Origin of the sequence: Leifsonia sp. 115AMFTsu3.1 (genome assembly GCF_004362795.1) — a bacterium.
Classification (GTDB): Bacteria; Actinomycetota; Actinomycetes; order Actinomycetales; family Microbacteriaceae; genus Leifsonia.
On record NZ_SNYB01000002.1, the window covers coordinates 1,489,850 to 1,515,821 of the forward strand.

The following is a 25,972-nucleotide window of genomic DNA, read 5'->3' on the forward strand; positions in this document are numbered from 1 at the left end:
TCGATGTCCGACTCCTTCGTCCACCTCCACGTCCACAGCGAGTACTCGATGCTCGACGGGGCGGCGCGTGTCAAACCCCTGGTGGAGTCCGCGGCCGCCCAGGGAATGCCCGGCGTCGCGATCACCGACCACGGCAACATGTTCGGCGCGTTCGACTTCTGGCGCACGGCGACCGACGCCGGGATCAAGCCGATCATCGGCACGGAGGCCTACCTCACCCCTGGTACGCACCGCTCCGACAAGACCCGGATCCGGTGGGGAGACGGCGGCGGCGACGACGTCTCCGGGTCGGGCGCGTACACGCACATGACGCTCCTGGCGGCGACGACCGAGGGGATGCACAATCTCTTCCGGCTGTCGTCGTACGCCTCGATGGAGGGCTACTACTTCAAGCCGCGCATGGACCGCGAGCTGCTGAGTAAGTACTCCAAGGGCATCATCGCGACGACCGGCTGCCCGTCCGGCGAGGTGCAGACCCGTCTGCGGCTGGGGCAGTACGAGGCGGCACGGGCCGCGGCGGCCGACTACCGCGACATCTTCGGCAAGGAGAACTTCTTCGCCGAGATCATGGACCACGGCCTCGGCATCGAGCGCCGGATCATGTCCGACCTCATCCGGCTGGCGAAAGACCTGGGCCTCCCGCTCGTCGCGACCAACGACCTCCACTACACGCACGCGGAGGACGCCAAGAGCCACGCGGCGCTGCTGTGCGTGCAGTCCGGCTCGACCCTCGACGACCCGAACCGCTTCAAGTTCGACGCCGACGAGTTCTACCTGAAGACCCCGGAGCAGATGCGGCAGCTGTTCCGCGACTATCCGGACGCCTGCGACAACACGCTCGCGATCGCCGAGCGCTGCGACGTGAAGTTCGACACGGCAGCCAACTACATGCCGCGCTTCCCGGTGCCCGACGGCGAGACCGAGCAGACCTGGTTCGTCAAGGAGGTCGAGAAGGGCCTCGAGCAGCGCTACCCGAACGGCATCACGCCCGAGGTGCGCAAGCAGGCGGACTATGAGATCGGCGTGATCTCGCAGATGGGATTCCCGGGCTACTTCCTCGTCGTCGCCGACTTCATCAACTGGTCGAAGCGCAACGGCATCCGCGTCGGTCCGGGCCGTGGCTCCGGTGCCGGCTCGATGGCCGCCTACGCGATGCGGATCACCGACCTCGACCCGCTGCAGCACGGCCTCATCTTCGAGCGCTTCCTCAACCCCGACCGCGTCTCCATGCCCGACTTCGACGTCGACTTCGACGACCGTCGCCGCGGCGAGGTCATCAAGTACGTGACCGAGAAGTACGGCTCGGAGCGCGTCGCCCAGATCGTCACCTACGGCACGATCAAGGCGAAGCAGGCGCTCAAGGATTCGGGCCGCGTGCTCGGCTTCCCCTTCTCGATGGGCGAGAAGCTCACGAAGGCGATGCCGCCGCCCGTCATGGGCAAGGACATCCCGCTGACCGGGATCTTCGACAAGAACCACCCGCGCTACAAGGAGGCCGTCGACATCCGGGCGGTCGTCGAGACCGACCCCGAGGCGAAGACCGTCTTCGACACGGCGCTCGGGCTCGAGAACCTGAAGCGCCAGTGGGGTGTGCACGCCGCCGGTGTGATCATGTCGTCCGACCCGCTGATCGACGTCATCCCGATCATGAAGCGGGAGCAGGACGGCCAGATCGTCACGCAGTTCGACTATCCGGCCTGCGAGTCGCTCGGCCTGATCAAGATGGACTTCCTGGGGCTCCGCAACCTCACCATCATCAACGACGCCCTCGACAACATCCGCGACAACCGCGGAGAAGAGCTGGTGCTCGAAGACCTGGAGCTCGACGACCGGCCCGCCTACGAACTGCTCTCGCGCGGTGACACGCTGGGCGTGTTCCAGCTCGACGGCGGCCCGATGCGGTCCCTCCTGCGCCTGATGAAGCCGGACAACTTCGAGGACATCTCGGCACTCATCGCGCTGTATCGCCCGGGCCCGATGGGCGCGAACTCGCACACCAACTACGCGCTCCGCAAGAACGGGCAGCAGGCGATCACGCCCATCCACCCGGAGCTCGCCGAGCCGCTGGCCGACATCCTCTCGACCAGCTACGGCCTCATCATCTACCAGGAGCAGGTGATGGCGATCGCGCAGAAGGTCGCCGGCTTCTCGCTCGGTCAAGCAGACATCCTGCGCCGCGCGATGGGCAAGAAGAAGAAGTCGGAGCTGGACAAGCAGTTCGAGGGCTTCTCGCAGGGCATGCAGGCCAACGGCTACTCGATGGACGCCGTCAACAAGCTGTGGGAGATCCTGCTCCCGTTCTCCGACTACGCGTTCAACAAAGCCCACTCGGCGGCGTACGGGGTCATCTCGTACTGGACGGCGTACCTCAAGGCGCACTACCCGGCGGAGTACATGGCCGCGCTGCTCACCAGCGTCGGCGACTCCAAGGACAAGATGGCGCTGTACCTCAACGAGTGCCGCCGCATGGGCATCAAAGTGCTCCCGCCGGACGTCAACGAGTCCAACCTCTACTTCGCCGCCGTCGGCGAGGACATCCGCTTCGGAATGGGCGCCGTCCGCAACGTCGGCGCCAACGTCGTCGAGGGCGTCCGCGAGGCGCGCGAGAGCAAGGGCCGCTTCGAGTCGTTCCACGACTTCCTGAACAAGGTGCCCATCCACGCCGCGAACAAGCGCACGGTGGAGTCGCTGATCAAGGCGGGCGCGTTCGACTCGCTCGGCCACACCCGCCGTGCGCTCGTCGAGGTGCACGAGGATGCGGTCGAATCGGCCGTGAAGATCAAGCGCAACGAGGCCAACGGCGACGTCGGGTTCGACTTCGACAGCCTGTGGGGCGAGGACGAGGTGTCGCAGACGCAGCACCACATCCCGCAGCGGCCGGAGTGGGCGAAGCGCGACAAGCTGGCGTTCGAGCGCGAGATGCTCGGGCTGTACGTCTCCGACCATCCCCTCGCCGGCCTCGAACTGCAGCTGGCGAAGCTCGCCAGCACGGGGATCGCCGAGCTCGTGGCGTCGGAGAACATCCAGGACGGCGAGACGGTGACGATCGCGGGCCTCGTGACGAGCGTGCAGCATCGCGTGGCGAAGGCGTCGGGCAATCAGTACGGCATGATCCAGGTCGAGGACTTCGGCGGCGAGCTGACCGTGATGTTCATGGGCAAGGCGTACCAGGAGTACTCGGCGCAGCTGCAGGGAGACGCGATCGTCGTCGTCCGCGGCCGGGTGAGCCTGCGCGACGACGGGATGAACCTGCACGCGTTCTCGCTGATGACGCCCGACCTCGGGCAGGCGAACGACTCCGGTCCGCTCGTCATCACGATGCCCGACCAGCGGGCGACGACCGATACGGTCATGTCGTTGAGCGAGGTGCTCGCACGGCATCCGGGCGAGAGCGAGGTGCGTCTCCGGCTGGTGAAGGGGCAGGTCGCACGCGTGTTCGAGGTGCCGAAGCCGGTGACGGTGAGCGCCGATCTCTACGGCGAGCTGAAGGGCCTGCTGGGCCCGCACTGCCTGGTCTGACCGGGGTCCGGAGGGCGCCGGGTCAGACCGGGGTGCCGGGACGCCAGTAGGTGCGCTCGTGGTAGACGAGCGGCGCGTCGTCCTCGCCGAGTCCGCCCTGCTCGATCTGCACGATGACGACGGCGCTCTGGTGCACCTGCACGCGCTCGACGATCCGTCCGATCATCCACGCCGTCGTGTCCTTGATCACCGGCAGGCCGTGCGGGCCGCGGTACCAGTGGTCGCCGAGGAACCGCTGGCTGTTGTCGCCGGACAGCGTCTGCGCGACCTCGCGGTTGCGCACGCCGAGGGTGTGGATGACGACGCGATCGGTCTCCGCGATCGCCGGCCAACTGGAGGCCGACAGCGCCATGTTGAAGGTCGCGAGCGGCGGGACGGCGGCGAGTGAGGCGAGCGAGGTCGCGGTGAACCCGACGGGCGTGCCGTCCTCCCGCTGGGCCGTGATGATGGCCACCCCGGCCGCGTGCCGCCGGAACGTCTGCCGGAAGGCCGCGAGGTCGGGGGTCGCGTCGGCGATGGCGCCGTCGGTGGGGTCGGGGGATGCGCTGTTCATACTGTTGGATACAAGCCCGAATCTGTGTGGACCATTCCGCGGGGGAGGGACTCGCCCGAGCGGATAAGGTGGATGGGCCATGATCCAGACCATCGACCTCCGCGGTGTCCAGCCTACTCGCGCCGCCTTCCAGCGACTCGTGCCCCGTCCCGTCGTGGACGTGCAGGTGGCGATGTCGGTCGCCTCCGAGCTGATCGACGATGTGCGCACCCGCGGTGTCGCCGCCCTCGCCGAGCAGGCCGAGCGTTTCGACGGCGCGGCCCCGGCATCCGTCCGTGTTCCTCAGGCCGAGATCGATGCAGCAGTCGAGGCGCTTCCCGACGACGTCCGCGAGGCGCTGGAGGAGGCCATCGCCCGCGTCCGCGAGGCGACCGCCGCGCAGGTCCCGCCGCCGACCGAGACCGTCATCCGCCCGGGCGCCTCTATCGTGCAGCGCTGGGAGCCGGTCGAGCGTGCCGGACTCTACGTGCCGGGCGGAAAGGCCGTGTACCCGTCGAGCGTGGTCATGAACGCCGTGCCGGCGCAGATCGCCGGCGTCGCGTCCGTCGCTCTCGCGAGCCCTCCGCAGCGGGAGTTCGGGGGAGCGGTCCACCCGGTCATCCTCGGAGCGGCGGGCCTTCTCGGCATCGACGAGGTGTACGCGATGGGAGGCGCGGGTGCGATCGGCGCGCTGGCGTACGGAGTCGAAGAGCTCGGGCTCGACCCGGTCCAGGTCATCACCGGCCCGGGCAACATCTACGTCGCCGCCGCGAAGCGCGTGGTGCGCGGTCAGGCGGGCATCGACTCCGAGGCCGGAACCACCGAGATCCTCGTGATCGCCGACGACTCGGCGGACCCCGCCTACGTCGCGGCAGACCTCGTGTCGCAGGCCGAGCACGACGAGGCTGCCGCATCCCTGCTGGTCACCGACAGCCCGGCGTTCGCCGAGCGGGTCGTGGCCGAGCTGGATGCGCTGGCCGGCGCCACCAAGCACAGCGAGCGGGTGCGCACCGCGCTCGGTGGCCCGCAGTCCGCGATCGTACTCGTGGGCGACCTGGCCGCTGCGGCCGCGTTCAGCAACGCCTACGGCCCGGAGCACCTCGAACTGCAGACGGCCGACCCGCAGGAGCTCCTCGGCTCCATCCGCAACGCCGGCGCCATCTTCCTCGGGCCGACGTCGCCGGTGAGCCTCGGCGACTACCTGGCGGGGTCGAACCATGTGCTGCCGACGGGCGGTCAGGCGCGGTTCTCGTCGGGACTCGGCGCGTACTCCTTCCTCCGGCCGCAGCAGGTCGTGCAGTACGACCGCGAGGCACTGCAGGAGGTCGCCGACCGGATCGTCGCCCTGTCGACGGCGGAAGACCTGCCCGCGCACGGCGAAGCGGTCACCCAGCGGTTCCGCACCCGCTGAGCGATAGAATCCCTCCATGTTCTGCCCCTTCTGCCGTCACCCGGACTCCCGCGTCATCGACTCTCGGACGAGCGACGACGGGCTGTCCATCCGCCGCCGCCGGCAGTGCCCGGAGTGCGGCCGTCGATTCTCGACGACGGAGACGGCGAGCCTCAGCGTGATCAAGCGCAGCGGGGTGGCGGAGCCGTTCAGCCGCGAGAAGATCGTGCTCGGCGTCCGCAAGGCCTGCCAGGGCCGGCCCGTGACCGACTCCGATCTCGCCGTGCTGGCGCAGAAGGTGGAAGAGACCATCCGCTCGACGGGTGCCTCGCAGATCGAGGCCAACGACATCGGTCTGGCGATCCTGCCGGAGCTGCGCGAGCTCGACGAGGTGGCGTACCTGCGCTTCGCGAGCGTCTACCAGGGCTTCGACTCGCTCGACGACTTCGAGGAGGCCATCCGCTCGCTGCGGCTGGCGCACCACGCGGAGCCGGTGCAGGTCGACTAGCCAGGTATTCTCATACCGGCATGTATCGCGCACTCTTCGACCTCGTCCTGTCCCGACTCGACCCCGAGCGGGCCCATCACCTCGCCTTCGTGGTGATCCGCGCCCTCCCGGCCGTCGGGCTCGGCGGCCTGGCCCGGCGCTTCACGGCCCCGGACCCGTCGCTCGCGGTTGAGGCGCTCGGTCTGCGGTTCGACTCGCCGTTCGGCGTCGCCGCCGGCTTCGACAAAGACGGCGAGGGCGTGCTCGGTCTCGGCGCACTCGGGTTCGGCCACGTCGAGGTCGGCACGATCACCGCCCGGCCGCAGCCCGGCAACGACAAGCCGCGGCTGTTCCGTCTCATCCCCGACCGTGCGGTCATCAACCGGATGGGCTTCAACAACCACGGCGCCGGTGCCGCTGCCAACCGGCTGCTCCGCGTGCGACGCGCATCCCGGCGTCCCGTGCTCGGCGTGAACATCGGCAAGTCGCGCGTCGTCGCCGTCGAGGACGCGACGGCGGACTATCTCACCAGCGCCCGCGCGCTCGCGCCGGTCGCCGACTACCTGGTGGTCAACGTCAGCTCCCCGAACACCCCCGGCCTCCGCGGCCTGCAGGAGCTCGAACTGCTCGGCCCGCTCCTGACCGCCGTCAAGGACGTCGCGGGCACCACGCCGCTCCTGGTCAAGATCGCCCCCGACCTCACCGACGAGCAGGTCGAGCGCATCGCGCGCCTCGCCGTGGAGCTCGGGCTCGCGGGCATCATCGCCACGAACACCACGATCTCGCGCGACGGACTCCGCACCGATCCCTCCGTCGTCGAGGCGGCGGGGGCAGGCGGCCTCAGCGGACCCCCGGTCGCCGCACGCTCCCTGGAGGTGCTGCGCCTCATCCGCGCCGTCGTGCCCGCCGAGCTCTGCGTCATCTCCGTCGGAGGCGTCGAGACAGCGGAGGACGTGCAGGAACGGCTGGATGCCGGGGCGACCCTGGTGCAGGGCTACACCGCGTTCCTCTACCGAGGCCCGCTCTGGGCCCGGCAGATCAACCGGGGGCTGCTACGCCTCCGGCGTGCCCTGGTGGAAGCGTAGGCGCCAGCGTCCGGAGCTGCGCACCCACAGCGAGCTGCGCAGGGTCGCCCCGCGGGCATCCGTCGTCCGTGCGGTGAGCAGCAGCGTCTCCGAGGCGACGCGGTCGACCGCGAGCACCTCCATGGCGGCCGCCTGGTCGTCTTCGACGGCCAGCTCGGAGATGATCGCATCCCGACCCCAGAGCCGGCCGGAGCGCCCGATCTCCTCGAACGAGGGATGCAGCAGCTCGGCGAGGCGGGATGCGTCCGAGCGAACCGCGGGCTCCAGCAGCTCGCGCTCCAGTCGCGCGACGACCTGCTCGTCCGTCTCGTCGGCGGCGAGGTCGGCGAAGAGGTCGAGCTCGAGGGAGGCGTCCTGCGCGGATGCGGGTGCGGGTGCGGCGGCAGTTGGTGCGGTCGCGGACGCCGCCGCGGCGGGTGCCGGAGCCGGCTCCTCCACGACGGCCGCGCGACCCGGCCAGCCCGGACCGATCGGGATGGGATCGCCCTTCTGATACGCGAGCGCGACGGCGCGAGCACGCTCGTCCGCCGCTTCGTTGAGCTCGTGGCCCGCGTGGCCCTTGACCCACTCGAAGCGATAGCTGCGGCCCTGCAGGGCACGGTCGAGACGCTCCAACAGCTCGCGGTTCAGCACCGGAGCGCCGTCGGCTTTGCGCCATCCCTTGCGCTTCCAGCCCGGCATCCACTTGGTCACCGCGTTGATCACGTACTGGCTGTCGCAGAAGATGTGCAGGTCGTCGCCGAGGTGGGCGGTCGCCTCCAGCAGGTCGATGACCGCCATGAGCTCGCCCTGGTTGTTGGTGCCGTGCGGCCAGCCGCCCGCGGACCAGTGGTCGTCGTCCACGTACCAGGCCCAGCCGGCCGGGCCGGGATTGCCGAGGGCGGAGCCGTCCGCCGCCGCGACGATCGCCACGTCAGCTCGGGAACTGGCCGCGCTTGACCTGCGGCTTCGGCAGGCGCATGACCCGCAGCTGCAGTGCGCGCATCGCGGCGTACCAGCGCAGGCCGCGCTCTACCTTCGTCGTGCCGAACTTGGCGCCGATGCGCTTGCGCACCAGGAAGCCGAGCACGAAGCAGTCGATGACCGCGATCAGGAAGAAGCCCCAGAGCGCGAACAGGCCGTAGACCTGCATCTCCGGCCACGGCAGGAAGGTCAGGATGATGACGATCAGCATCACCGGGATGAGGAACTCGCCGATCGAGAACCGGGCGTCGACGTAATCGCGCACGTACCGGCGCTGCGGTCCGCGGTCGCGAGCGGTCAGATAGCGGTCGTCGCCGGCCGCCATGCCGATGCGCGCCTTCTCGCGTGCCTCCGCCTGCTTCTGCCGGGCGACGCGTGCCGCCTCCTTGCGGTCCGTCGGCACCAGCGGGCGCTTGCGGGCGGCCTCCTGCTGGCGGCGCGAGGGCGTCGGTGCACCCTTGCCCTGCTTCAGCCGGGCAGCCGTCTCTTCGGGGGTCTCGGCGACGGGCGTCTCCGCCTCGCTTGCCGCATTCTGTCGTTTCGCCAACTTCGAGCCTTCGCTTGTGGGGTCCGCTTAAGATTACCCGCATGACAGACAGCCAGCAGACCCCAGTTCCCGCGGCCGCCGACGATGCGTCGGGCGGAGCGACCCCCGGCGTCGAAGGGGAGGTCCGCGCCGCGGTCGAGGCGGGGTTGCCGTCGGCCGTCGCCGACCTCTCGCAGCTCGTCCGCATCCCCTCGGTGTCGTGGTCCGCGTTCGACCCGCAGAACGTGCGCCGCAGCGCCGACGCCGTCGCGGCCCTTCTGACGGACACGGGGATGTTCGACAGCGTCGAGATCAAGCAGGCGCCGATCGGCGACGGCGACACGCTCGGGCAGCCGGCCGTGCTGGCCACGCGGGCCGCGAAGAACGGCCGCCCGACCGTGCTCCTCTACGCGCACCACGACGTCCAGCCCGAGGGGGACGAGGCGAACTGGGACACTCCGCCGTTCGAGCCGACCGTGCGCGGCGACCGCCTCTACGGCCGCGGCGCCGCCGACGACAAGGCGGGCGTGATGACCCACGTCGCGAGCGTCCGCGCCCTGCGCGATGTGCTGGGCGACGACCTGGAGGTCGGCCTCGCCGTCTTCATCGAGGGGGAGGAGGAGTTCGGGTCCCGCTCGTTCGCGAACTTCCTGCAGCAGAACACCGCGGCCCTCGCTGCGGACGTCATCGTGGTCGCCGACTCCGACAACGTCGACGTGAACACTCCCGCGCTGACCGTGTCGCTGCGCGGCAACGTGACGTTCCGGCTCACCGTCTCGACCCTGGAGCACGCCTCCCATTCGGGCATGTACGGGGGAGCGGCACCGGATGCGATGCTCGCCATGGTCAGGCTGCTCGCCACCCTGCACGACGACGATGGGGCGGTGGCCGTCGAGGGGCTCACCTCGTACGACGCAGCGGCCGAGCCGCCGGCGTTCACGGAGGAGCAGCTCGCGGAGGACGCGGCGTTCCTGCCGGGCGTCACCAGCGTCGGCCGCGGGCCGATCCTGTCGCGGATGTGGTCGCAGCCGACCATCACCGTCACCGGCATCGACGCGCCCAGCGTGGCCAACGCATCCAACACCCTGCTGCCCAGCGTCGCCGTGCGGATCAGCTCCCGCGTAGCCCCCGGCCAGCCCGCTCGCGAGGCGTACGAGGCGCTCGAACGCCACCTGCGGGCGCACGCGCCGTTCGGCGCGCACATCGCGATCGACGACGTCGACCTCGGCGACCCGTTCCTCGTCGACACCGACGGATGGGCGGCGACCGAGGCGAAGCGCGCGATGACCGACGCCTGGGGCGCCGAAGCGGTCGAGACCGGCATCGGCGGCTCCATCCCGTTCATCGCCGACCTCGTCCGCGAGTTCCCGGCCGCGCAGATCCTCGTGACCGGCGTCGAGGACCCGGACACGCGGGCTCACAGCCCCAACGAGTCGCTGCACCTGGGCGTGTTCAAGCGCGCCGTGCTGACCGAGGCGCTCCTGCTCTCGCGGCTCAACGGGCGCACCGCATCCTGAGCAGATCCCGCGCTCTGCCGAATTTCCAGTTCGGCGACGTACAATCGACGCAGATTTCGTTCCGAAGTCCCGTTTCACCTTCGTGAGGAGTCCCATGACCGACACAACGCTGACCGCGACCAAGGCCCACGGAGTCGGCCTGACCGACGCCGCGGCATCCAAGGTCAGGAGCCTGCTCGAGCAGGAGGGCCGCGACGACCTGCGTCTGCGCGTCGCCGTCCAGCCCGGCGGATGCTCGGGTCTGATCTACCAGCTGTACTTCGACGAGCGCATGCTCGACGGAGACGCGACCGTCGATTTCGACGGGGTGGAGGTCATCGTCGACAAGATGAGCGTCCCGTACCTCGACGGTGCGTCGATCGACTTCGAGGACACGATCCAGAAGCAGGGCTTCACGATCGACAACCCCAACGCGACCGGTTCCTGCGCGTGCGGAGACTCCTTCCACTGAGCCTCATATAGCACAGAGAAACACATCGGGCCGCCCTCCACAGGGCGGCCCTTTTGTTCGGATCAGGGTGTCAGTCGGAGTAGGGTAGACACAGCCACATACAGTTGCATGTGAACTGTCCAGTAGTCACTCGAAAGGTCACCGGTGCGTCACAATCGTCGTCTCCGATGGGCTGCCATCCCGATCGCCGCGACGCTCGTCGTGGCACTCGCGGGCTGCACGCAGGCTCAGCTGCACGGATTCCTCCCGGGCTTCGTCGAGGGCGAGCCGCCCGTCACGAACCACACCGACCGCATCAGCGGCCTCTGGGTGACCAGCTGGATCGTCCTGCTCATCGTCGGCATCGTCGTCTGGGGCCTCACGCTCTGGGCGGTCATCGTGTACCGCCGCCGGAAGGGCCAGACCGGCCTCCCCGTGCAGCTGCGCTACAACATGCCGATCGAGATCTTCTACACGATCGTGCCGCTCATCCTGGTGCTCGGCTTCTTCGCCTTCACCGCGCGCGACCAGAACGCCATCGAGCAGCCCTACGCGAACCCGGACGTCAAGATCCAGGTCTACGCCAAGCAGTGGGCATGGGACTTCAATTACGTCAGCGACAACGTCTACGACCCGGGGATCCAGGTCCAGCCGGATGACAACAGCGCCACCCCCGGATCGGTCCAGGAGGGCGAGGTCCCGACCCTGTACCTCCCCGAGAACAAGAAGATCACGATCCAGCTCGACTCGCGCGACGTGATCCACTCCTTCTGGGTGCCGGCGATGCTCTACAAGAAGGACGTCATCCCGGGCAAGACCAACTACATGTACTTCGAGACGACCGACCGCACGGGCACCTTCGTCGGCAAGTGCGCCGAGCTCTGCGGCGAGTACCACTCCGCGATGCTCTTCAACGTGAAGATCGTCCCGCAGTCCGAGTACGACGCACACATCAAGAGCCTCCGCGCCCAGGGCTACGAGGGTCAGCTGGGCTCCGAGTACGACCGCAACCAGAACCTGCCCGGAACGGGCGCCCCGCAGGGCAACGAGTAGGACGCACAGATGACGACGACAGCACCGGCACCGGGAGCGACCACCGCCCCCAAGCCAGCGCCCACGTTCCTCACCGCGAACGGTGTGGAGCGCAAGGGCAACATCCTCGTGAACTACATCACGTCGACGGACCACAAGACCATCGGGTATATGTACCTGGTCTCGTCGTTCGTGTACTTCCTCATCGGCGGCGTGATGGCGCTGATCATCCGCGCCCAGCTGTTCGAGCCGGGCCTGCAGGTGGTCGCCACCAAGGAGCAGTACAACCAGCTGTTCACCATGCACGGCACGATCATGCTGCTCATGTTCGCGACGCCGCTCTTCGCAGGCTTCGCCAACGTGCTCATGCCGCTGCAGATCGGCGCACCTGACGTGGCGTTCCCGCGTCTGAACGCGCTGGCGTACTGGTTCTACTCGTTCGGTTCGCTGATCGCGGTCGCCGGCTTCCTCACCCCGCAGGGCGCAGCGTCCTTCGGCTGGTTCGCCTACGCACCGCTCTCGAGCACGACCTTCTCGCCAGGAATCGGCGGCAATCTCTGGGTGCTCGGCCTCGGTCTGTCGGGCTTCGGCACCATCCTCGGCGCCGTGAACTTCATCACCACGATCATCACGATGCGTGCCCCGGGCATGACCATGTTCCGCATGCCGATCTTCACCTGGAACACCCTGGTGACGTCGATCCTCGTGCTGATGGCCTTCCCGGTGCTCGCCGCCGCCCTCTTCGCCCTCGCGGCCGACCGCGTGTTCGACGCGCACATCTACGACGCGGCGAACGGCGGAGCCCTGCTCTGGCAGCACTTGTTCTGGTTCTTCGGCCATCCCGAGGTGTACATCATCGCTCTGCCGTTCTTCGGCATCGTGTCCGAGATCTTCCCGGTGTTCAGCCGGAAGCCGATCTTCGGATACAAGACGCTGGTGTACGCGACGATCGCGATCGCCGCCCTGTCCGTCACGGTGTGGGCGCACCACATGTACGTCACCGGCTCGGTGCTGCTGCCGTGGTTCTCGCTGATGACGATGCTCATCGCCGTCCCGACCGGTGTGAAGATCTTCAACTGGATCGGCACGATGTGGCGCGGGTCGCTCACGTTCGAGTCGCCGATGCTCTGGTCGATCGGCTTCCTGATCACGTTCACCTTCGGTGGTCTGACCGGCGTCATCCTCGCGTCGCCGCCGCTCGACTTCCACGTGTCCGACACGTACTTCGTCGTCGCGCACTTCCACTACGTGGTGTTCGGAACCGTCGTGTTCGCCATGTTCGCCGGCTTCTACTTCTGGTGGCCCAAGTGGACGGGCAAGATGCTCAACGACCGGCTGGGCAAGTGGCACTTCTGGCTGCTGTTCATCGGCTTCCACACGACCTTCCTCATCCAGCACTGGCTGGGAGTCGTGGGCATGCCGCGCCGGTACGCCACCTACCTGCCGTCGGACGGTTTCACCTGGATGAACCAGGTCTCGTCGATCGGCGCCGGCATCCTGGCGATCTCGATGATCCCGTTCTTCGTGAACGTGTACCTGACCGCGCGCAACGCGCCCAAGGTCACGGTCAACGACCCGTGGGGCTACGGCCGTTCGCTCGAGTGGGCGACCAGCTGCCCGCCGCCGCGGCACAACTTCACGTCGATCCCGCGCATCCGTTCGGAGTCGCCGGCCTTCGACCTGAACCACCCCGAGGCGGGCATCCCGATCGGTGTGGGTCCCGCGAAGGACGCCCCCGACGCCCCTGTGCACGACGTCGCGAACGACGAGGTGAAGTAACCCATGCGCGCCAATGCCATCCTGTTCTGGATCCTGTCGATCTTCTTCCTGCTCTCGGCGGTCGTCTACACGCTGTGGAACCTGCTCGACCAGTCCCACCGCAACGTCGAGTGGGTCGGCACCATCGGCATGCTGCTCGGTGCGATCCTCGCCGCGTTCATCGCGTTCTATGTCGGCCGCTCCCACGCCTCGCAGGGCGGGGAGCTGCCGGAGGACCGTCTCGACGCGAACATCGACGACGGTGACCCCGAGCTGGGTCACTTCAGCCCGTGGAGCTGGTGGCCGGTCGCCCTCGCATTCGGAGCGGGCCTGGTCGTCCTGGGCCTCGCCGTCGGTTTCTGGATCTGCTACATCGGCGTCGCCTTCGCCCTGGTGTGCATCGTCGGCTGGGTCTACGAGTATTACCGCGGCTACTTCGCGCGCTGAGCGCGCCGTCCGCGCCTGTTGAGGGCCGTCTCCCACGGGAGGCGGCCCTCGCTGCGTGTCCCAGGGACGTTGTCTATGGGTCGCAACACGCCGTTATCCCGCCGCTATAACGGCGTGTTGCGACCCACGGATGACACGAACGTGGGCATTCAGCGTGCGTGACGCGCACTCCTCGCGTGTGGGTCGCAACACGCCGTTATCCCACCGCCAGAACGGAGTGTTGCGACCCACGGATGACACGGACGTGGGCGCTCGGCGTGTGTGGCGCGCACTCCTCGCGTGTGGGACGCAACACGCCGTTATCCCGCCGGCATAACGGCGTGTTGCGACCCAGGGATGACACGGACGTGGGCACTCAGCGTGTGTGGCACACTCCTCGCGTGTGGGACGCAACACGCCGTTATCCCGCCGGCATAACGGCGTGTTGCGACCCAGGATGCCGCGGTCGTGGGCACTCATCGTGTGTGACGCACTCCTCGCGTGTGGGACGCAACACGCCGTTATCCCGCCCGCATAACGGCGTGTTGCGACCCAGGGATGGCGCGGTCGTGGCAACGAGGGTTGCGGCTCCAACTGGCGCTGCGCACGAGTGCGGCGTCGCGTCGTCCCGCCTGGCGCCCGGCGCACGTGAGACACGACCCGCCGTATGGCCCGCGTTTGTCGCTCTGTGGGACGCAACGCGCCGTTATCCCGCCGCCGTAACGGCGTGTTGCGACCCACGGATGGTGTCCCGCGCGAGCTGGTCTCGTGCTCCGGCCGGGGCGGAGGCGGCCGCTGGGCCCGGCCTGCTCCACCCAGTGGGCGCAACACGCCATGGCTGCGACGCCCTGGACGGCGTGTTGCGTCCACCAGGTGCAGAGGACGTGGCCTTCAGGGTGAAGGCGAGGCAGGCGGCGTCAGCGGCAGGTGAAGCGGAGGACGTCGACGGAGACGCGCGTCGCGTTGACGTCTGACGGGACGGCAGCGCCCGCGGCCGCATGACGGGCCGAAGGCCCCATGCCCGCCAGAGCCTCGCGCAAAGACGGCGTGAGCGCCAGGTCGTATGCGACCGGTTCGCGCGCCAGAAGGGCGTACAGCTGCTCTGCGGCGGCGATCACGTCGTCCGCCTTGTCGGCGGGGATGTCGAGCATGGTCCCCGCGGCGCGCAGCGAGCCGAGGTGGTCGGCGCGGGGGACCACCACCACGAGGGTTCCTCCGGAGCGCAGGACGCGGTGGAACTCTGGGAGGTTGCGCGGGGCGAACACGTCGAGCACCGTGTCGGCCGTGTCCGAACGCACGGGCAGCGGACGCCAGGTGTCGGCGACGAGGCCGTCCACCCGGTCCGAGGACCGCACGGCGCGAGCGACCGCCTGCGGGGACAGGTCCATGGCGAGCCCCAGGGCGTCCGGCAGGGCCGACAGTGCTGCGCGGAGGTAGTGGCCGGTCCCGGCGCCCGCATCCAGCACGCGCGTCCCGACGGCAGACGCCGCCACGGCGTCGGCGATGGGGGAGTAGGCGCCGCCTTCGAGCACCAGGTCGCGCGCATCCAGCATCTCGGCGGTGTCGCCCAGGTGTTTGGTGCCTCCGCCCAGAAGCGAGACGTAGCCGCGCTTGTTCACGTCGTGACGGTGCCCGTTGACACAACCGAGTGTGAGGCGGTCGACCGGCTCCAGGTCGGCCTCGCAGACGGGGCAGCGCAGCCAGGTGGAGAGGCGAGACGGATCAGCGGACATCGGCAGCCCCTCGGTCGAAGGAACGGGAAACAACGGGCGGGAACACGAAAGCGCCGGCGCGAATGAACGCACCGGCGCTTCCGACGGAGGCGGGCCTCAGTGGTGGTCGTGACCCGACTCGAGCTCGTTCCGGGTCGGCGGAACGATGCGGTCCTCGAAGAACCAGCGGGACAGGCCAGCGCGCATGCGGTTCGCCGCCGTGATCTTGCCCCGACGGTTCGGACGCAGCATCAGCGGCTCGTAGGACTCGAACGACACCAGACGCCAGCGCTCGTAGTCGCTCAGCTGCTCGTGCACCTCGATGAACTCGCCACCGGGCAGCTTCACGATGCGGCCGCTCTCGTAGCCGTGGAGCGCGATCGAGCGGTCCTTCTTCTGCAGCGCCAGGCAGACGCGCTTCGTCACGACGTACGCGACGACAGGACCGACGAACAGCAGCGCCTGCAGGGTGTGGATGACACCCTCCATCGTCAGCTTGAAGTGCGTCGCGATGATGTCCGAGCTCGCCGCCGCCCAGAAGACCGCGTAGAACGTGACACCGGCAGCGCCGATGGCGGTGCGGGTGGCCGCGTTGCGCGGGCGGTCCAGGATGTGGTGCTCACGCTTGTCGCCGGTGATCCACGACTCGAGGAACGGGTAGATCATGACGGTCACGATGAACAGACCGAGGATCGCCACCGGGATGATGATGTTGAACGACCAGGTGCGGTCGAGCCACACGAACTCCCAGCCCGGCGGGACCAGACGCAGGGCGCCGTCCGCGAAGCCGATGTACCAGTCCGGCTGGGTACCGGCCGACACCGGGGAGGGGTCGTACGGGCCGTAGTTCCAGATCGGGTTGATCGTGAACAGCGAGGCCATCAGCACCAGGACACCGAAGACGATGAAGAAGAATCCACCGGCCTTCGCCGCGTACACCGGGAGGACCGGGTAGCCGACGACGTTGCCCTGGGTGCGACCGGGAGCCGCGTACTGTGTGTGCTTGTGGATGACCACGAACATCAGGTGCAGCGCGATGAACGCCACGACGAACGCGGGCAGAAGCAGGATGTGCAGCGTATAGAGGCGCCCGACGATCGCCGTGCCCGGGAACTCGCCGCCGAAGAGCAGGAACGAGATCCACGTTCCGACCACCGGAAGGCCCTTGATGAGGCCGTCGATGATGCGGAGACCGTTGCCCGAGAGCAGGTCGTCCGGGAGCGAGTAGCCGGTGAAGCCCTCGGCCATCGCCAGGATGAACAGCACGAAGCCGATCACCCAGTTCAGCTCACGCGGCTTGCGGAACGCACCCGTGAAGAAGATACGGAGCATGTGCAGGCCGATGGACGCCACGAACAGCAGAGCCGCCCAGTGGTGGATCTGACGGACCAGCAGACCGCCGCGCACCTCGAACGAGATGTTCAGCGTGCTCTGCATCGCCGAGGACATCTCGATGCCCTTCAGCGGCACGTACGAGCCGTTGTAGGTGACCTCGGCCATCGACGCCTGGAAGAAGAACGTCAGGAACGTGCCGGACAGCAGGATGACGATGAAGCTGTAGAGCGCGACCTCACCGAGGAGGAACGACCAGTGGTCGGGGAAGATCTTGCGACCGAACTCCTTGACGGCCCCTGAGATGCTGGTGCGGTCTTCGAGGTAGTTCGCGGCTGCCGCCGTGAAGCCACCCTTCTTGGCCGTCGTCGTTGCCGCGGGTGCGGCGGTCGTGGTGCTCAATGGCGCTCCCAGAAGCTTGGGCCGACGGGCTCGGTGAAGTCGCTGCGGGCGACCAGGTAGCCATCGGCGTCGACGGTGATCGGCAGCTGCGGCAGCGGCCGCTTCGCCGGTCCGAAGATGACCTGCGCCTCGTGCGTGATGTCGAACTGCGACTGGTGGCACGGGCAGAGCAGGTGGTGGGTCTGCTGCTCGTAGAGCGCCACCGGGCACCCGACGTGCGTGCAGATCTTGGAGTAGGCGACGATGCCGTCGTAGTTCCAGTTCTCACGGCCCTTGGACACGTGCAGGTCCTCGGGCTTGAGGCGCATGAGGAGCACGGCCGCCTTGGCCTTCTCCTCCAGCATGTTCTCCGACTCGTTGAGGCCTTCCGGGATCACGTGGAACGCGCTCCCGAGGGTCACATCCGAGGCCTTGATCGGGGTTCCGGTTGGGTCGCGGGTGAGGCGGACCCCCTTCGCCCACATCGTGTTCGAGAGCAGCTCGACCGGGTCCTCGTTCTCGGGCGCGAGGCCGCGGAACAGGACGACGGCGGGCAGCGGGAACGCGATCAGCGCGCCGATGAGGCTGTTGCGCACGAGCGTGCGCCGGCTGAAGCCGGACTCCTCGTCGGCCTGGCGGAAGATCTCCGCGGCGCGCTCGGTGGTCGCCTCGCTGCCGCGCACCGGGTGGCGGAGGTCGACGCCCTCCTTCTCGTGCATGAGCGCCTTGCCCCAGTGGACGGCGCCGATGCCGATCGCGAGGAGCGCGAGCGCTCCGCCGATGCCGATGAACAGGTTGTTCAGGCGGACCGAGCCGGGGTCGCCGTCGACGATCGGGAAGGCGAGGTAGGCGGCGACCGCCCAGACCGAGCCCGCGATCGACAGGTAGAACAGCGTGTAGACGGTGCGCTCGGCGCGCCGTTCCTTCCGCGGGTCGAGGTCGGTGACGCGCGGGCGGTGAGGCGGGAAGCCGGGGTTCTCGACGGCGTCACGGATGATCACCGCCGTCCCGGGGTCGCCGGTGCGGTGCGCCTCAGACGAACTGGCGGGCGTCAGCTCGCGACCGCCGTTCTCGTCCTGTGCCATTGCTCTCCTTCTTACGCTGTGGTTCGTGCCTGTGCGGGCCGACTAGTTGGACTTGGCCGTGATCCACACGGTGAGGGCGACGATGGCGCCCAGACCGAAGATCCAGAGGAACAGGCCCTCGGCGACCGGGCCGAGGTTGCCCAGCTCGAAGCCGCCCGGGGACGGGTTGTTCTGGATGTACTTCAGGTACGTGATGATGTCGGCCTTGCCCTGCGGCGTGATGTTCAGGTCGTTGAAGACCGGCATGTTCTGCGGGCCCGTGACCATGGCCTCGTAGATGTGCTCGGCGCTGACGCCGGTGAGCGGCGGGGCGTACTTGCCCTCGGTGAGCGCTCCACCCGCGCCGGCCACGTTGTGGCACATGGCGCAGTTGATGCGGAACAGCTCGGCGCCGTGGGCCGCGTCGCCCTTCCCGTCGAGGTACTTCTGCTCGGGGATGGACGGCCCGGGGGCGAGGGACGCGACGTAGTCGGCGAGTGCCTTGACCTGGTCGTCGGTGAACTGGACCGGCTTCTCCTGCGCCTGCGGGCCCTGCATCTGCATGGGCATGCGGCCGGTGCCGACCTGGAAGTCGACGGCGGCGGCGCCGACGCCGATCAGGCTCGGGGCCACCGAGCTGCCCTGGGCGTCGAGCCCATGGCAGGTGGCGCAGTTGGCCTGGAAGAGCTTCTTGCCCTCGTCGACCGAGTTCTGGCTGGCGGCGGCCACCTGCGGCTCGTCGGCGGACGCGGTGGTCGTCGTGAACGCGGCGTACGCGCCGCCGGTCAGCCCGAGGCCGATCGCGAGCAGCGCGACGGTGGCCAGAGGGTGTCGACGGCCGGCCTTGCGGGCGGGCTTGCCCGTGCGAGGCTGGGTGGCCGGGCGGGGGTTTTTCGGACGCATGGGGTGAAGAACGCTCCTGTTTCCTATCGGATGATGTAGATGACCGCGAACAGTCCGATCCACACGACGTCGACGAAGTGCCAGTAGTACGAGACGACGATGGCGCTCGTCGCCTCCTTGTGGCCGAAGATCTTGACCGCGAACGCACGGCCGATCACGAGGAGGAAGGCGATGAGGCCGCCCGTGACGTGGAGGGCGTGGAAGCCCGTCGTCAGGTAGAACGCCGATCCGTAGGCGTTGGAGCTGAGGGAGATGCCCTCCGAGACGAGGGTCGCGTACTCGAGCACCTGGCCGGAGACGAAGACCGCGCCCATGAGGTAGGTCAGCGTGAACCACTCGACCATGCCCCAGCGCCAGAACTGCAGCAGACCGCCCGTGCGGCGCGGCTGCATGCGCTCAGCGGCGAAGACGCCGAACTGGCAGGTGACCGAGCTGAGCACCAGGATCAGCGTGTTGGTCGCCGCATACGGGATGTTGAGGTGCTGCGTCTCGGCGGCCCACAGATCGGGCGACGTCGACTTGAGGGTGAAGTAGATCGCGAAGAGCCCCGCGAAGAACATCACCTCCGAGCCGAGCCAGACGATCGTGCCGACGGCCACGACATTGGGCCGGTTGATCGCCGGCGCACTCGCTGAGGGAGAAATGGAGGTGCTCGTCACGTAACCCATTATGGCTGAAAAGAACCCTTGGTTTTCCCACCTGAGGGGCGTGAATCGACCGGATTTCCGGTTAGGACAGCCTTACCAGGCGTCCAGCGGCCGCTATCGCCGTGGCGTGTCGCCCGCCGATAGGATCGCTTCATGGTCCACACGCAGTCCTGGTCGTCCGTGCTGACGTCTCTCCTGGCGGGGGAGCACATGAGCGTGGCGGACGCGGCCTGGGCCATGGACCAGGTGATGACCGGCGAGGCGACCGACGCCCAGCTGGCGGCATTCCTCATCGCGTTGCGCGCCAAGGGCGAGACCGTGGATGAGATCGTCGGGTTCCGCGATGCGATCCTCGACCACGCCGTGCCGCTGGTGGTGGATCCGATGGCGCTCGACATCGTCGGAACGGGCGGCGACCGCTTCGGCACCGTGAACGTGTCGACGACCGCATCGATCGTCGCGGCGGCCGCCGGTGTCCCCGTCATCAAGCACGGGAACCGCGCCGCGAGCTCGTCGTCCGGCTCCTCGGATGTGCTGGCCGCCCTCGGCATCGACCTCACGCTCCCCGCCGACCGCGTCGCCGAGGTGCTGAAGAAGGTCGGCATCACGTTCGCCTTCGCCAGCGCGTTCCACCCCGGGTTCGGCCACGCCGGGCCCGTCCGCGCCCAGCTGGGCGTCCCCACCGTCTTCAACTACCTCGGACCGCTGTGCAACCCGGCGCGCCCCGAGGCGTCCGCGGTCGGCGTCGCGACGCTCGACCGCATCCCGCTCATCGTCGGCGTGTTCCAGACCCGCGGCGCGACCGCGCTGGTCTTCCGCGGCGACGACGGGCTCGACGAGCTGTCGACCACCGGTCACAGCCACGTCTGGGAGGTCTCGAGGGGCCTCGTCACCGAGCACGACATCGACCCGCGCGATCTGGGCATCCCCCGCGCGCGGATCGACGACCTGCTCGGGAAGGACGCCGCGTACAACGCGGCGGTCGTGCGTGCCGTGCTCGCGGGTGAAGAAGGCCCCGTGCGCGACATCGTCCTGCTCAACGCGGCGGCCGGGCTCGTTTCCTTCGAGCTCGCGTCCGACCCGTCGAGGGTTCAGGAATCCATCCTGGATCGGTTCCGTTCGCAAATGGCGGTCGCTGCTCGAGCGATCGACTCCGGGGCTGCGGCCGCGAAGCTCGACGAGTGGGTGGCGGCGACGCACTGACAAAGTGGAGCATTCCACTGGAATGGAAGGAAGGGTTTCGATGAAGAAGCTCATCAACGACGTACCCGACGTCGTGGCCGAGTCCCTCGCGGGCTTCGGCCGGGCACACGCGGACATCGTCACGGTGTCCCAGGATCCGCGCTTCGTCTCCCGGGCCGATGGCCCGGTGCAGGGCAAGGTCGGCCTGGTCAGCGGCGGTGGCAGTGGTCACGAGCCCCTCCACGCCGGCTTCGTCGGCAAGGGGATGCTGGACGCCGCGGTGCCGGGCGAGGTGTTCACCTCGCCGACGCCCATGCCGATCGTGGAGGCCACCAAGGCCGCCGACGGCGGCGCCGGCGTGCTCCACATCGTCAAGAACTACACGGGCGACGTGCTCAACTTCGAGACGGCGGCCGACCTGGTGGCGGCGGAGGGCATCACGGTCCGCTCCGTGGTGACCAACGACGACGTCGCCGTGCAGGACTCCCTGTACACCGCCGGCCGGCGCGGCGTCGCAGGCACCGTCCTGGTCGAGAAGATCGCCGGAGCCGCCGCGGACCGCGGTGACGACCTCGACGCGGTCACGGCCATCGCGGAGCGCGTCAACGCGAACGTGCGCTCGATCGGCCTCGCGCTGACCGACGGCACGGTGCCGCACGCCGGGGAGCCCGGCTTCGTGCTCCCGGAGGACGAGATCGAGTTCGGCGTGGGCATCCACGGCGAGCCAGGTCGCGAGCGCATCAAGCTGGAGCCGGCGGACCGCCTGGTCGACCGGATGATGGATGCGGTGCTCACCGACCTCTCGTTCGACGGCTCGCAGGTGCTGCTGTTCGTCAACGGCATGGGCGGCACGCCGCTGTCGGAGCTGTACATCCTGTTCCGGCGGGCGGCCGAGGTGCTCGACGAGCGCGGCATCACCCTCAGCCGCTCCCTCGTCGGCAACTACGTCACGTCGCTCGAGATGCAGGGCGCATCCATCTCGCTCCTCAAGCTGGACGATGAGCTGACGCAGCTGTGGGACGCCCCCGTCCACACCGCGGCTCTGCGCTGGGGCCTGTAGGAAGCCGGAACGACAACGAGGAGGAGGCGTCGATGACGCTGGACACGAACTGGGTGAGGCAGTGGATCTCCGCCGCGGCGGCATCCATCGGCGAGCACAAGCAGGAGCTGAACACGCTCGACCGTGAGATCGGCGACGGCGACCATGGCGAGAACATGGACCGCGGGCTGCACGCATCGGTCATCGCCCTGGAGAAGCTGCCGGACGACACCACGCCGAACGCGGCGCTGCGGTCGGTCGCCATGACCCTGATCTCGACGGTGGGGGGTGCGTCCGGTCCGCTCTACGGCACGGCGTTCCTGAAGGCGGCCGACCCCGTCGGCGACGCCGCCACCATCGATGAGAAGGCGCTCGTCGCGGCCCTGGCGGCCGCGCGCGACGGCATCGTGTCCCGTGGAAAGGCCGAACCCGGCGACAAGACCATGATCGACGCATGGACGCCCGCGGTGGACGCCGCTGCGGCCGCCCAGGAGTCCGGGGCTTCGGCCGCGGGCATCCTGGCGGCTGCCGCGGAGGCCGCCGAGAAGGGCGCGGAGGCAACAGAGCCGCTCGTCGCCCGGAAGGGCCGCGCGAGCTACCTCGGCGAGCGGTCGGCCGGGCACCGCGACCCGGGCGCCCAGTCGACGGCGCTGCTGCTGCGCGCAGCGGCCCAGACCGCCGAGGCGGCCGGATGACCGGCAAGGTCGGCGTCGTCTTCGTCTCGCACAGCTCCCAGATCGCCGCGGGGATGGTGCAGCTCGCCGGTCAGATGGCGGGCTCGGTGCGGCTCGTCGCGGCGGGCGGAACCGACGACGACGGGATCGGCACCAGCTTCACGAAGGTCATGTCGGCCGTGTCGGAGGCCGACGGCGGCGATGGTGTCGTGGTGATCAGCGACCTCGGCTCTGCTCTGCTCACCGCGGAGACGGTGCTGGACATGCTCGACGAGGCGCAGCGGTCCCGCGTGCGGGTCGTGGACGTGCCGTTCGTCGAGGGCGGTGTCGCTGCGGCGGTCGCCGCGGAGTCCGGCGGGAGTCTCGACGAGGTCGTCGCCGCAGCGGAGGGTGCGGTTGATGCGTGGGCCGGGAGGTCCGGCGGCGAGCCGGCGGCCGCATCCACTCCGGCCGAAGCGGCCGAGCCAGTGGTAACCGAGACCGCCGGCCCGTACGAGCGCGAGGTGCTCGTGCGCAACCCGGAGGGGCTTCACGCGCGCCCTGCCGCGGAGTTCGTGAAGCTCGCGAACACCTTCCCGGTGAAGGTGACCGTCAACGGCAAGGACGCGAAGAGCCTCCTCGGCATCATGTCGCTCGGGCTCACCGCGGGCTCCACCGCGCGCATCTCGTCCGACGACCCCGACGGTCGCACCGCGGTGGACGCTCTCGCCGACCTCGTCGACACAGGCTTCGGCGAGGTCTGACCGCATCCACGCCATCAGCTCCTGAGTTTTTCGCCCGACACGCCGTCGGGAACGCGAAAAACTCAGGAGCCGGCGGTGGGGGACGTGGGGGAGCCGTCGGTGAGGGGAAGCTGCATCTCGCGCTCGTCGGCGGTGCGGTCGAGCGGATACGGCTGCGTGCGGCCGGTGAACGTGAACCCGCGGCGGAGGTACGAGCGGATGGCGGGCTCGTTGTCCTCGTGCACCTCCAGCAGCAGGCGGCTGCCGCGCTCGCGCGCCCAGTCGATCACCGCATCCAGCAGGGCGTCCGTCATGCCGTGCTCCCGGCCCCGCCACGCCGGCGACACGTACACGCCGACGAGATACGGCTCCCGCGACGGCGCGGACTGGAATCCGCCCATGCTGCCGAGCCACCGGCCGTCGTCCGCGACCGCGGCGAACAGCCGGCTCGTCGATGACGTGTTCGCCGCACGCCGGCGCCAATGCTCGTCGGGATGCGCGCGCGCCTGCTCGAGCGTCTCCAGGAACGCGATCGGCGCATCCTCGAGCATCTCGAACCGCAGCGCGCGGTACGCCTGCCAGTCGTCCTCCGTGCTGGCGCGGACCGTCCAGCCGGCCACGCTGGTCAGTCCCGCGCGGACAGCAGGGTCTCCGCCTCGGCGAGGAGGATCGCCGTGCAGAGCCCGTCGAGCGCGGTCGTCAGCTCGTCGAGCGGAGGGAAGGTCGGGGCGATGCGGATGTTCGCGTCGCGCGGGTCGTCGCCGTACGGGAACGTCGCCCCGGCCGGCGTGACCGCGATCCCGGCCTCCTTGGCGAGCTGCACGGCCCGCTTCGCGGCACCGTCGATCACGTCGAGGCTCACGAAGTACCCGCCGCGCGGTGCCGTCCAGGTGCCGCCGCCCCACGGCGCGAGCCGCTCGCGGAAGGCCGCGTCGACGGCGGCGAACTTCGGCTCCAGGATGGCGCGGTGCTTCTCCATGTGCGCGGCGAGGCCGTCGGCGTCGCGCAACAGCTCGGCATGCCGCAGCTGGTTGAGCTTGTCGGGGCCGATGCTCTGGGCCGACAGGTTGTGCAGCATCCACTCGACGTTGGCGGGGGAGGCGCCGAAGAACGAGACGCCCGCGCCCGGGTAGGTGACCTTGGAGGTGGAGGCGAACACGAGCGGGCGGTCCGGGTTGCCGGCCTCGGCGGCGAGGGCGAGCACGTCGATCGGCTCGGGGCGCTCGTCGGTGAGGTGGTGGACCGCGTACGCGTTGTCCCAGATCAGCCGGAAGTCGTCGGCGGCGGGCAGCGACACGAGCGCCCGCACGACCTCCTCCGAGTACACGGCGCCGGTCGGGTTCGAGTACACCGGGACGCAGAACATGCCGCGGATGCTGTCATCCGTCTCCAGCAGCGACGCGACCGCATCGATGTCCGGGCCGTTGTCGTCGGACGGCACCGGGATGAGCCGGATGCCGAGACGCTCCGCGATGGTGAAGTGCCGGTCGTAGCCGGGGACGGGCGCCAGGAAGCTGATCGGGCGGCCGGCCCACGGCAGCTCGCCGCCCGGAACGCCGTGCAGTAGGGCGAACATGACGGTGTCGTGCATGAGGGTCAGGCTGGAGTTGCCGAGCGCGAGCAGCTGCTCGACCGGCACGCGGAGCGCGTCCGCGAAGATCGCACGGAGCTCGGGCAGCCCCGTCGCGCCGCCGTAGTTGCGCAGGTCGGTGCCCGCAGCATCCCGATAGCGGCCATCGGGCAGGTGCAGCAGGTCGTTCGAAAGGTCCAGCTGCTCGGCCGACGGCTTACCGCGGGTGAGGTCGAGCTTCAGGCCGGCGGCCTTCAGGTCGTCGTACGCGCGGGCGAACGCGGAGTGCGCCTCGCGGAGCGCGGCGGTGTCGAGGTCGGCCAGAGGGGAGGGCCGGAGAGCGGAGGCGGAGTGGGCTGCTGACGTCACGACATCGATCGTACCGGCGCTGCTTCACGGCGCGCTCAGTCGGCGTGTGCGAACATCCGGAGTGTGACCGACGATCTGCACAAGGGCCGCGGCCGGACCCGCGCGAAGATGACGACCGCGGTCGCCGCCGGCATCGTGGTCGCCGTGGCCGTCGGGCTGCTGAACGCCTGGCATTACGCGATCATCGCGGGCTGGGCGGCCGCCTGCATCGTCTACATCGCCTGGGTGTGGCTGTCGGTCTGGCGGCTCGACGGCGCCTCCACGAAAGACCACGCCACCCTCGAGGATCCGGGCAGGCGGACCACCGACCTGGTGCTGCTCCTGGCGTCGCTGGCGAGCGTCGTCGCCGTCGTGTACATCCTGGTCGATGCGAAAACTCTCAAGGGCGGAGCTCAGCTCGGCGTCGCGCTGCTGGCCGTCGTCAGCGTCGCGCTCTCGTGGACGCTGGTGCACACCGTCTACGCGCTCCGGTACGCCCGCATTTTCTACCGCACCGGCGGCGGCATCGACTTCAACCAGAAGGAGCCGCCGCGCTACAGCGACTTCGCCTACCTGGCCTTCACGCTCGGGATGACGTTCCAGGTCTCCGACACGAACATCCAGAACGCGTACATCCGGGCGACGGTGCTCCGGCACACCCTGCTGTCGTACCTGTTCGGGACGGTCATCGTCGCGGCGACGGTGAACCTGGTGGCCGGGCTGACCTGACGTG

Annotated in this window: 24 protein-coding genes; 14 read left to right on the plus strand and 10 right to left on the minus strand. The window is 69.0% G+C overall.

Annotation, left to right across the window (positions count from 1 at the left end):
• Nucleotides 1-3 precede the first annotated feature (3 nt).
• Nucleotides 4-3,519, plus strand: coding sequence for a DNA polymerase III subunit alpha (gene dnaE / locus AXZ95_RS18190; protein WP_018191355.1), 3,516 nt, complete (start codon nucleotides 4-6; stop codon nucleotides 3,517-3,519).
• Nucleotides 3,520-3,541: 22 nt separating this feature from the next.
• Here dnaE and AXZ95_RS18195 read toward each other — a convergent pair whose 3' ends face one another.
• Nucleotides 3,542-4,072, minus strand: a complete 531-nt coding sequence (locus AXZ95_RS18195) for a flavin reductase family protein (protein WP_018191354.1) — start codon at nucleotides 4,070-4,072, stop codon at nucleotides 3,542-3,544.
• 79 nt (nucleotides 4,073-4,151) lie between these two features.
• Here AXZ95_RS18195 and hisD point away from each other — a divergent pair, with 79 nt between their 5' ends.
• From hisD to AXZ95_RS18210, 3 genes are read left to right on the plus strand one after another with little or no spacing between them, the layout of a single operon-like run.
• Complete coding sequence (hisD, locus tag AXZ95_RS18200; RefSeq protein WP_018191353.1) at nucleotides 4,152-5,462, plus strand: histidinol dehydrogenase; 1,311 nt, start codon at nucleotides 4,152-4,154, stop codon at nucleotides 5,460-5,462.
• A 16-nt stretch (nucleotides 5,463-5,478) separates the two neighbouring features.
• Nucleotides 5,479-5,949 (plus strand): transcriptional regulator NrdR, encoded by a 471-nt coding sequence (gene nrdR, locus AXZ95_RS18205; RefSeq protein WP_018191352.1) that lies wholly within the window; start codon nucleotides 5,479-5,481, stop codon nucleotides 5,947-5,949.
• A 20-nt stretch (nucleotides 5,950-5,969) separates the two neighbouring features.
• On the plus strand, nucleotides 5,970-7,013 hold the full coding sequence (locus AXZ95_RS18210; RefSeq protein ID WP_018191351.1) for a quinone-dependent dihydroorotate dehydrogenase: 1,044 nt from the start codon (nucleotides 5,970-5,972) through the stop codon (nucleotides 7,011-7,013).
• Here the strand turns inward: AXZ95_RS18210 and AXZ95_RS18215 are convergent.
• On the minus strand, nucleotides 6,981-7,925 hold the full coding sequence (locus AXZ95_RS18215; protein WP_018191350.1) for a ribonuclease HI family protein: 945 nt from the start codon (nucleotides 7,923-7,925) through the stop codon (nucleotides 6,981-6,983). The genes AXZ95_RS18210 and AXZ95_RS18215 overlap by 33 nt on opposite strands.
• 1 nt (nucleotide 7,926) lies before the next feature.
• Entirely contained in the window at nucleotides 7,927-8,523 is a 597-nt protein-coding gene (locus tag AXZ95_RS18220) for a DUF3043 domain-containing protein (RefSeq protein WP_018191349.1), read from the minus strand.
• Nucleotides 8,524-8,564: 41 nt separating this feature from the next.
• Here AXZ95_RS18220 and AXZ95_RS18225 point away from each other — a divergent pair, with 41 nt between their 5' ends.
• From AXZ95_RS18225 to AXZ95_RS18245, 5 genes are all read left to right on the plus strand, one after another.
• The gene (locus AXZ95_RS18225) at nucleotides 8,565-10,019 is read left to right on the plus strand and encodes a dipeptidase (RefSeq protein ID WP_018191348.1); all 1,455 of its coding nucleotides are present in this window, start codon (nucleotides 8,565-8,567) and stop codon (nucleotides 10,017-10,019) included.
• 94 nt (nucleotides 10,020-10,113) lie between these two features.
• On the plus strand, nucleotides 10,114-10,470 hold the full coding sequence (gene erpA, locus AXZ95_RS18230; RefSeq protein ID WP_018191347.1) for an iron-sulfur cluster insertion protein ErpA: 357 nt from the start codon (nucleotides 10,114-10,116) through the stop codon (nucleotides 10,468-10,470).
• Between the two features lie 144 nt (nucleotides 10,471-10,614).
• Complete coding sequence (gene coxB / locus AXZ95_RS18235; RefSeq protein ID WP_018191346.1) at nucleotides 10,615-11,502, plus strand: cytochrome c oxidase subunit II; 888 nt, start codon at nucleotides 10,615-10,617, stop codon at nucleotides 11,500-11,502.
• Between the two features lie 9 nt (nucleotides 11,503-11,511).
• Nucleotides 11,512-13,260: a cytochrome c oxidase subunit I gene (ctaD, locus tag AXZ95_RS18240; protein WP_018191345.1), complete on the plus strand. Its 1,749-nt coding sequence runs from the start codon at nucleotides 11,512-11,514 to the stop codon at nucleotides 13,258-13,260.
• 3 nt (nucleotides 13,261-13,263) lie between these two features.
• Nucleotides 13,264-13,686 (plus strand): cytochrome c oxidase subunit 4, encoded by a 423-nt coding sequence (locus tag AXZ95_RS18245; RefSeq protein ID WP_018191344.1) that lies wholly within the window; start codon nucleotides 13,264-13,266, stop codon nucleotides 13,684-13,686.
• 896 nt (nucleotides 13,687-14,582) lie between these two features.
• Here the strand turns inward: AXZ95_RS18245 and AXZ95_RS18250 are convergent.
• From AXZ95_RS18250 to AXZ95_RS18270, 5 genes are all read right to left on the minus strand, one after another.
• Complete coding sequence (locus tag AXZ95_RS18250) at nucleotides 14,583-15,398, minus strand: methyltransferase domain-containing protein (protein WP_018191343.1); 816 nt, start codon at nucleotides 15,396-15,398, stop codon at nucleotides 14,583-14,585.
• A 96-nt stretch (nucleotides 15,399-15,494) separates the two neighbouring features.
• Nucleotides 15,495-17,111 carry a ubiquinol-cytochrome c reductase cytochrome b subunit gene (locus AXZ95_RS18255; protein WP_018191342.1) on the minus strand — a complete coding sequence of 539 codons (1,617 nt, stop codon included), beginning with the start codon at nucleotides 17,109-17,111 and terminating at the stop codon, nucleotides 15,495-15,497.
• Nucleotides 17,108-18,175, minus strand: a complete 1,068-nt coding sequence (locus tag AXZ95_RS18260; protein WP_018191341.1) for a Rieske 2Fe-2S domain-containing protein — start codon at nucleotides 18,173-18,175, stop codon at nucleotides 17,108-17,110. The genes AXZ95_RS18255 and AXZ95_RS18260 overlap by 4 nt, the downstream gene beginning before the upstream one ends.
• A gap of 42 nt (nucleotides 18,176-18,217) precedes the next feature.
• Nucleotides 18,218-19,057 carry a c-type cytochrome gene (locus tag AXZ95_RS18265; RefSeq protein WP_018191340.1) on the minus strand — a complete coding sequence of 280 codons (840 nt, stop codon included), beginning with the start codon at nucleotides 19,055-19,057 and terminating at the stop codon, nucleotides 18,218-18,220.
• 23 nt (nucleotides 19,058-19,080) lie between these two features.
• On the minus strand, nucleotides 19,081-19,725 hold the full coding sequence (locus AXZ95_RS18270; protein WP_026307206.1) for a heme-copper oxidase subunit III: 645 nt from the start codon (nucleotides 19,723-19,725) through the stop codon (nucleotides 19,081-19,083).
• 132 nt (nucleotides 19,726-19,857) lie between these two features.
• Between AXZ95_RS18270 and trpD the strand changes: the two genes are divergently transcribed.
• Genes trpD through dhaM form a run of 4 tightly spaced genes read left to right on the plus strand, consistent with a single transcriptional unit; the run spans nucleotide 19,858 to nucleotide 23,342 of the window.
• Nucleotides 19,858-20,907 (plus strand): anthranilate phosphoribosyltransferase, encoded by a 1,050-nt coding sequence (trpD, locus tag AXZ95_RS18275; RefSeq protein ID WP_018191338.1) that lies wholly within the window; start codon nucleotides 19,858-19,860, stop codon nucleotides 20,905-20,907.
• A gap of 40 nt (nucleotides 20,908-20,947) precedes the next feature.
• On the plus strand, nucleotides 20,948-21,946 hold the full coding sequence (dhaK, locus tag AXZ95_RS18280) for a dihydroxyacetone kinase subunit DhaK (protein WP_018191337.1): 999 nt from the start codon (nucleotides 20,948-20,950) through the stop codon (nucleotides 21,944-21,946).
• Between the two features lie 32 nt (nucleotides 21,947-21,978).
• Complete coding sequence (gene dhaL / locus AXZ95_RS18285; protein WP_018191336.1) at nucleotides 21,979-22,620, plus strand: dihydroxyacetone kinase subunit DhaL; 642 nt, start codon at nucleotides 21,979-21,981, stop codon at nucleotides 22,618-22,620.
• Nucleotides 22,617-23,342 (plus strand): dihydroxyacetone kinase phosphoryl donor subunit DhaM, encoded by a 726-nt coding sequence (gene dhaM / locus AXZ95_RS18290; protein ID WP_018191335.1) that lies wholly within the window; start codon nucleotides 22,617-22,619, stop codon nucleotides 23,340-23,342. Before dhaL ends, dhaM begins: the two co-directional genes overlap by 4 nt.
• Nucleotides 23,343-23,404: 62 nt before the next feature.
• Here dhaM and AXZ95_RS18295 read toward each other — a convergent pair whose 3' ends face one another.
• A complete protein-coding gene (locus AXZ95_RS18295) occupies nucleotides 23,405-23,941 on the minus strand; it encodes a GNAT family N-acetyltransferase (protein WP_018191334.1) in 537 nt (178 codons plus the stop codon).
• A 5-nt stretch (nucleotides 23,942-23,946) separates the two neighbouring features.
• Nucleotides 23,947-25,260 carry an aminotransferase class I/II-fold pyridoxal phosphate-dependent enzyme gene (locus tag AXZ95_RS18300; RefSeq protein ID WP_018191333.1) on the minus strand — a complete coding sequence of 438 codons (1,314 nt, stop codon included), beginning with the start codon at nucleotides 25,258-25,260 and terminating at the stop codon, nucleotides 23,947-23,949.
• 63 nt (nucleotides 25,261-25,323) lie between these two features.
• Between AXZ95_RS18300 and AXZ95_RS18305 the strand changes: the two genes are divergently transcribed.
• On the plus strand, nucleotides 25,324-25,968 hold the full coding sequence (locus tag AXZ95_RS18305; protein WP_018191332.1) for a DUF1345 domain-containing protein: 645 nt from the start codon (nucleotides 25,324-25,326) through the stop codon (nucleotides 25,966-25,968).
• The last annotated feature ends 4 nt before the right edge of the window (nucleotides 25,969-25,972 follow it).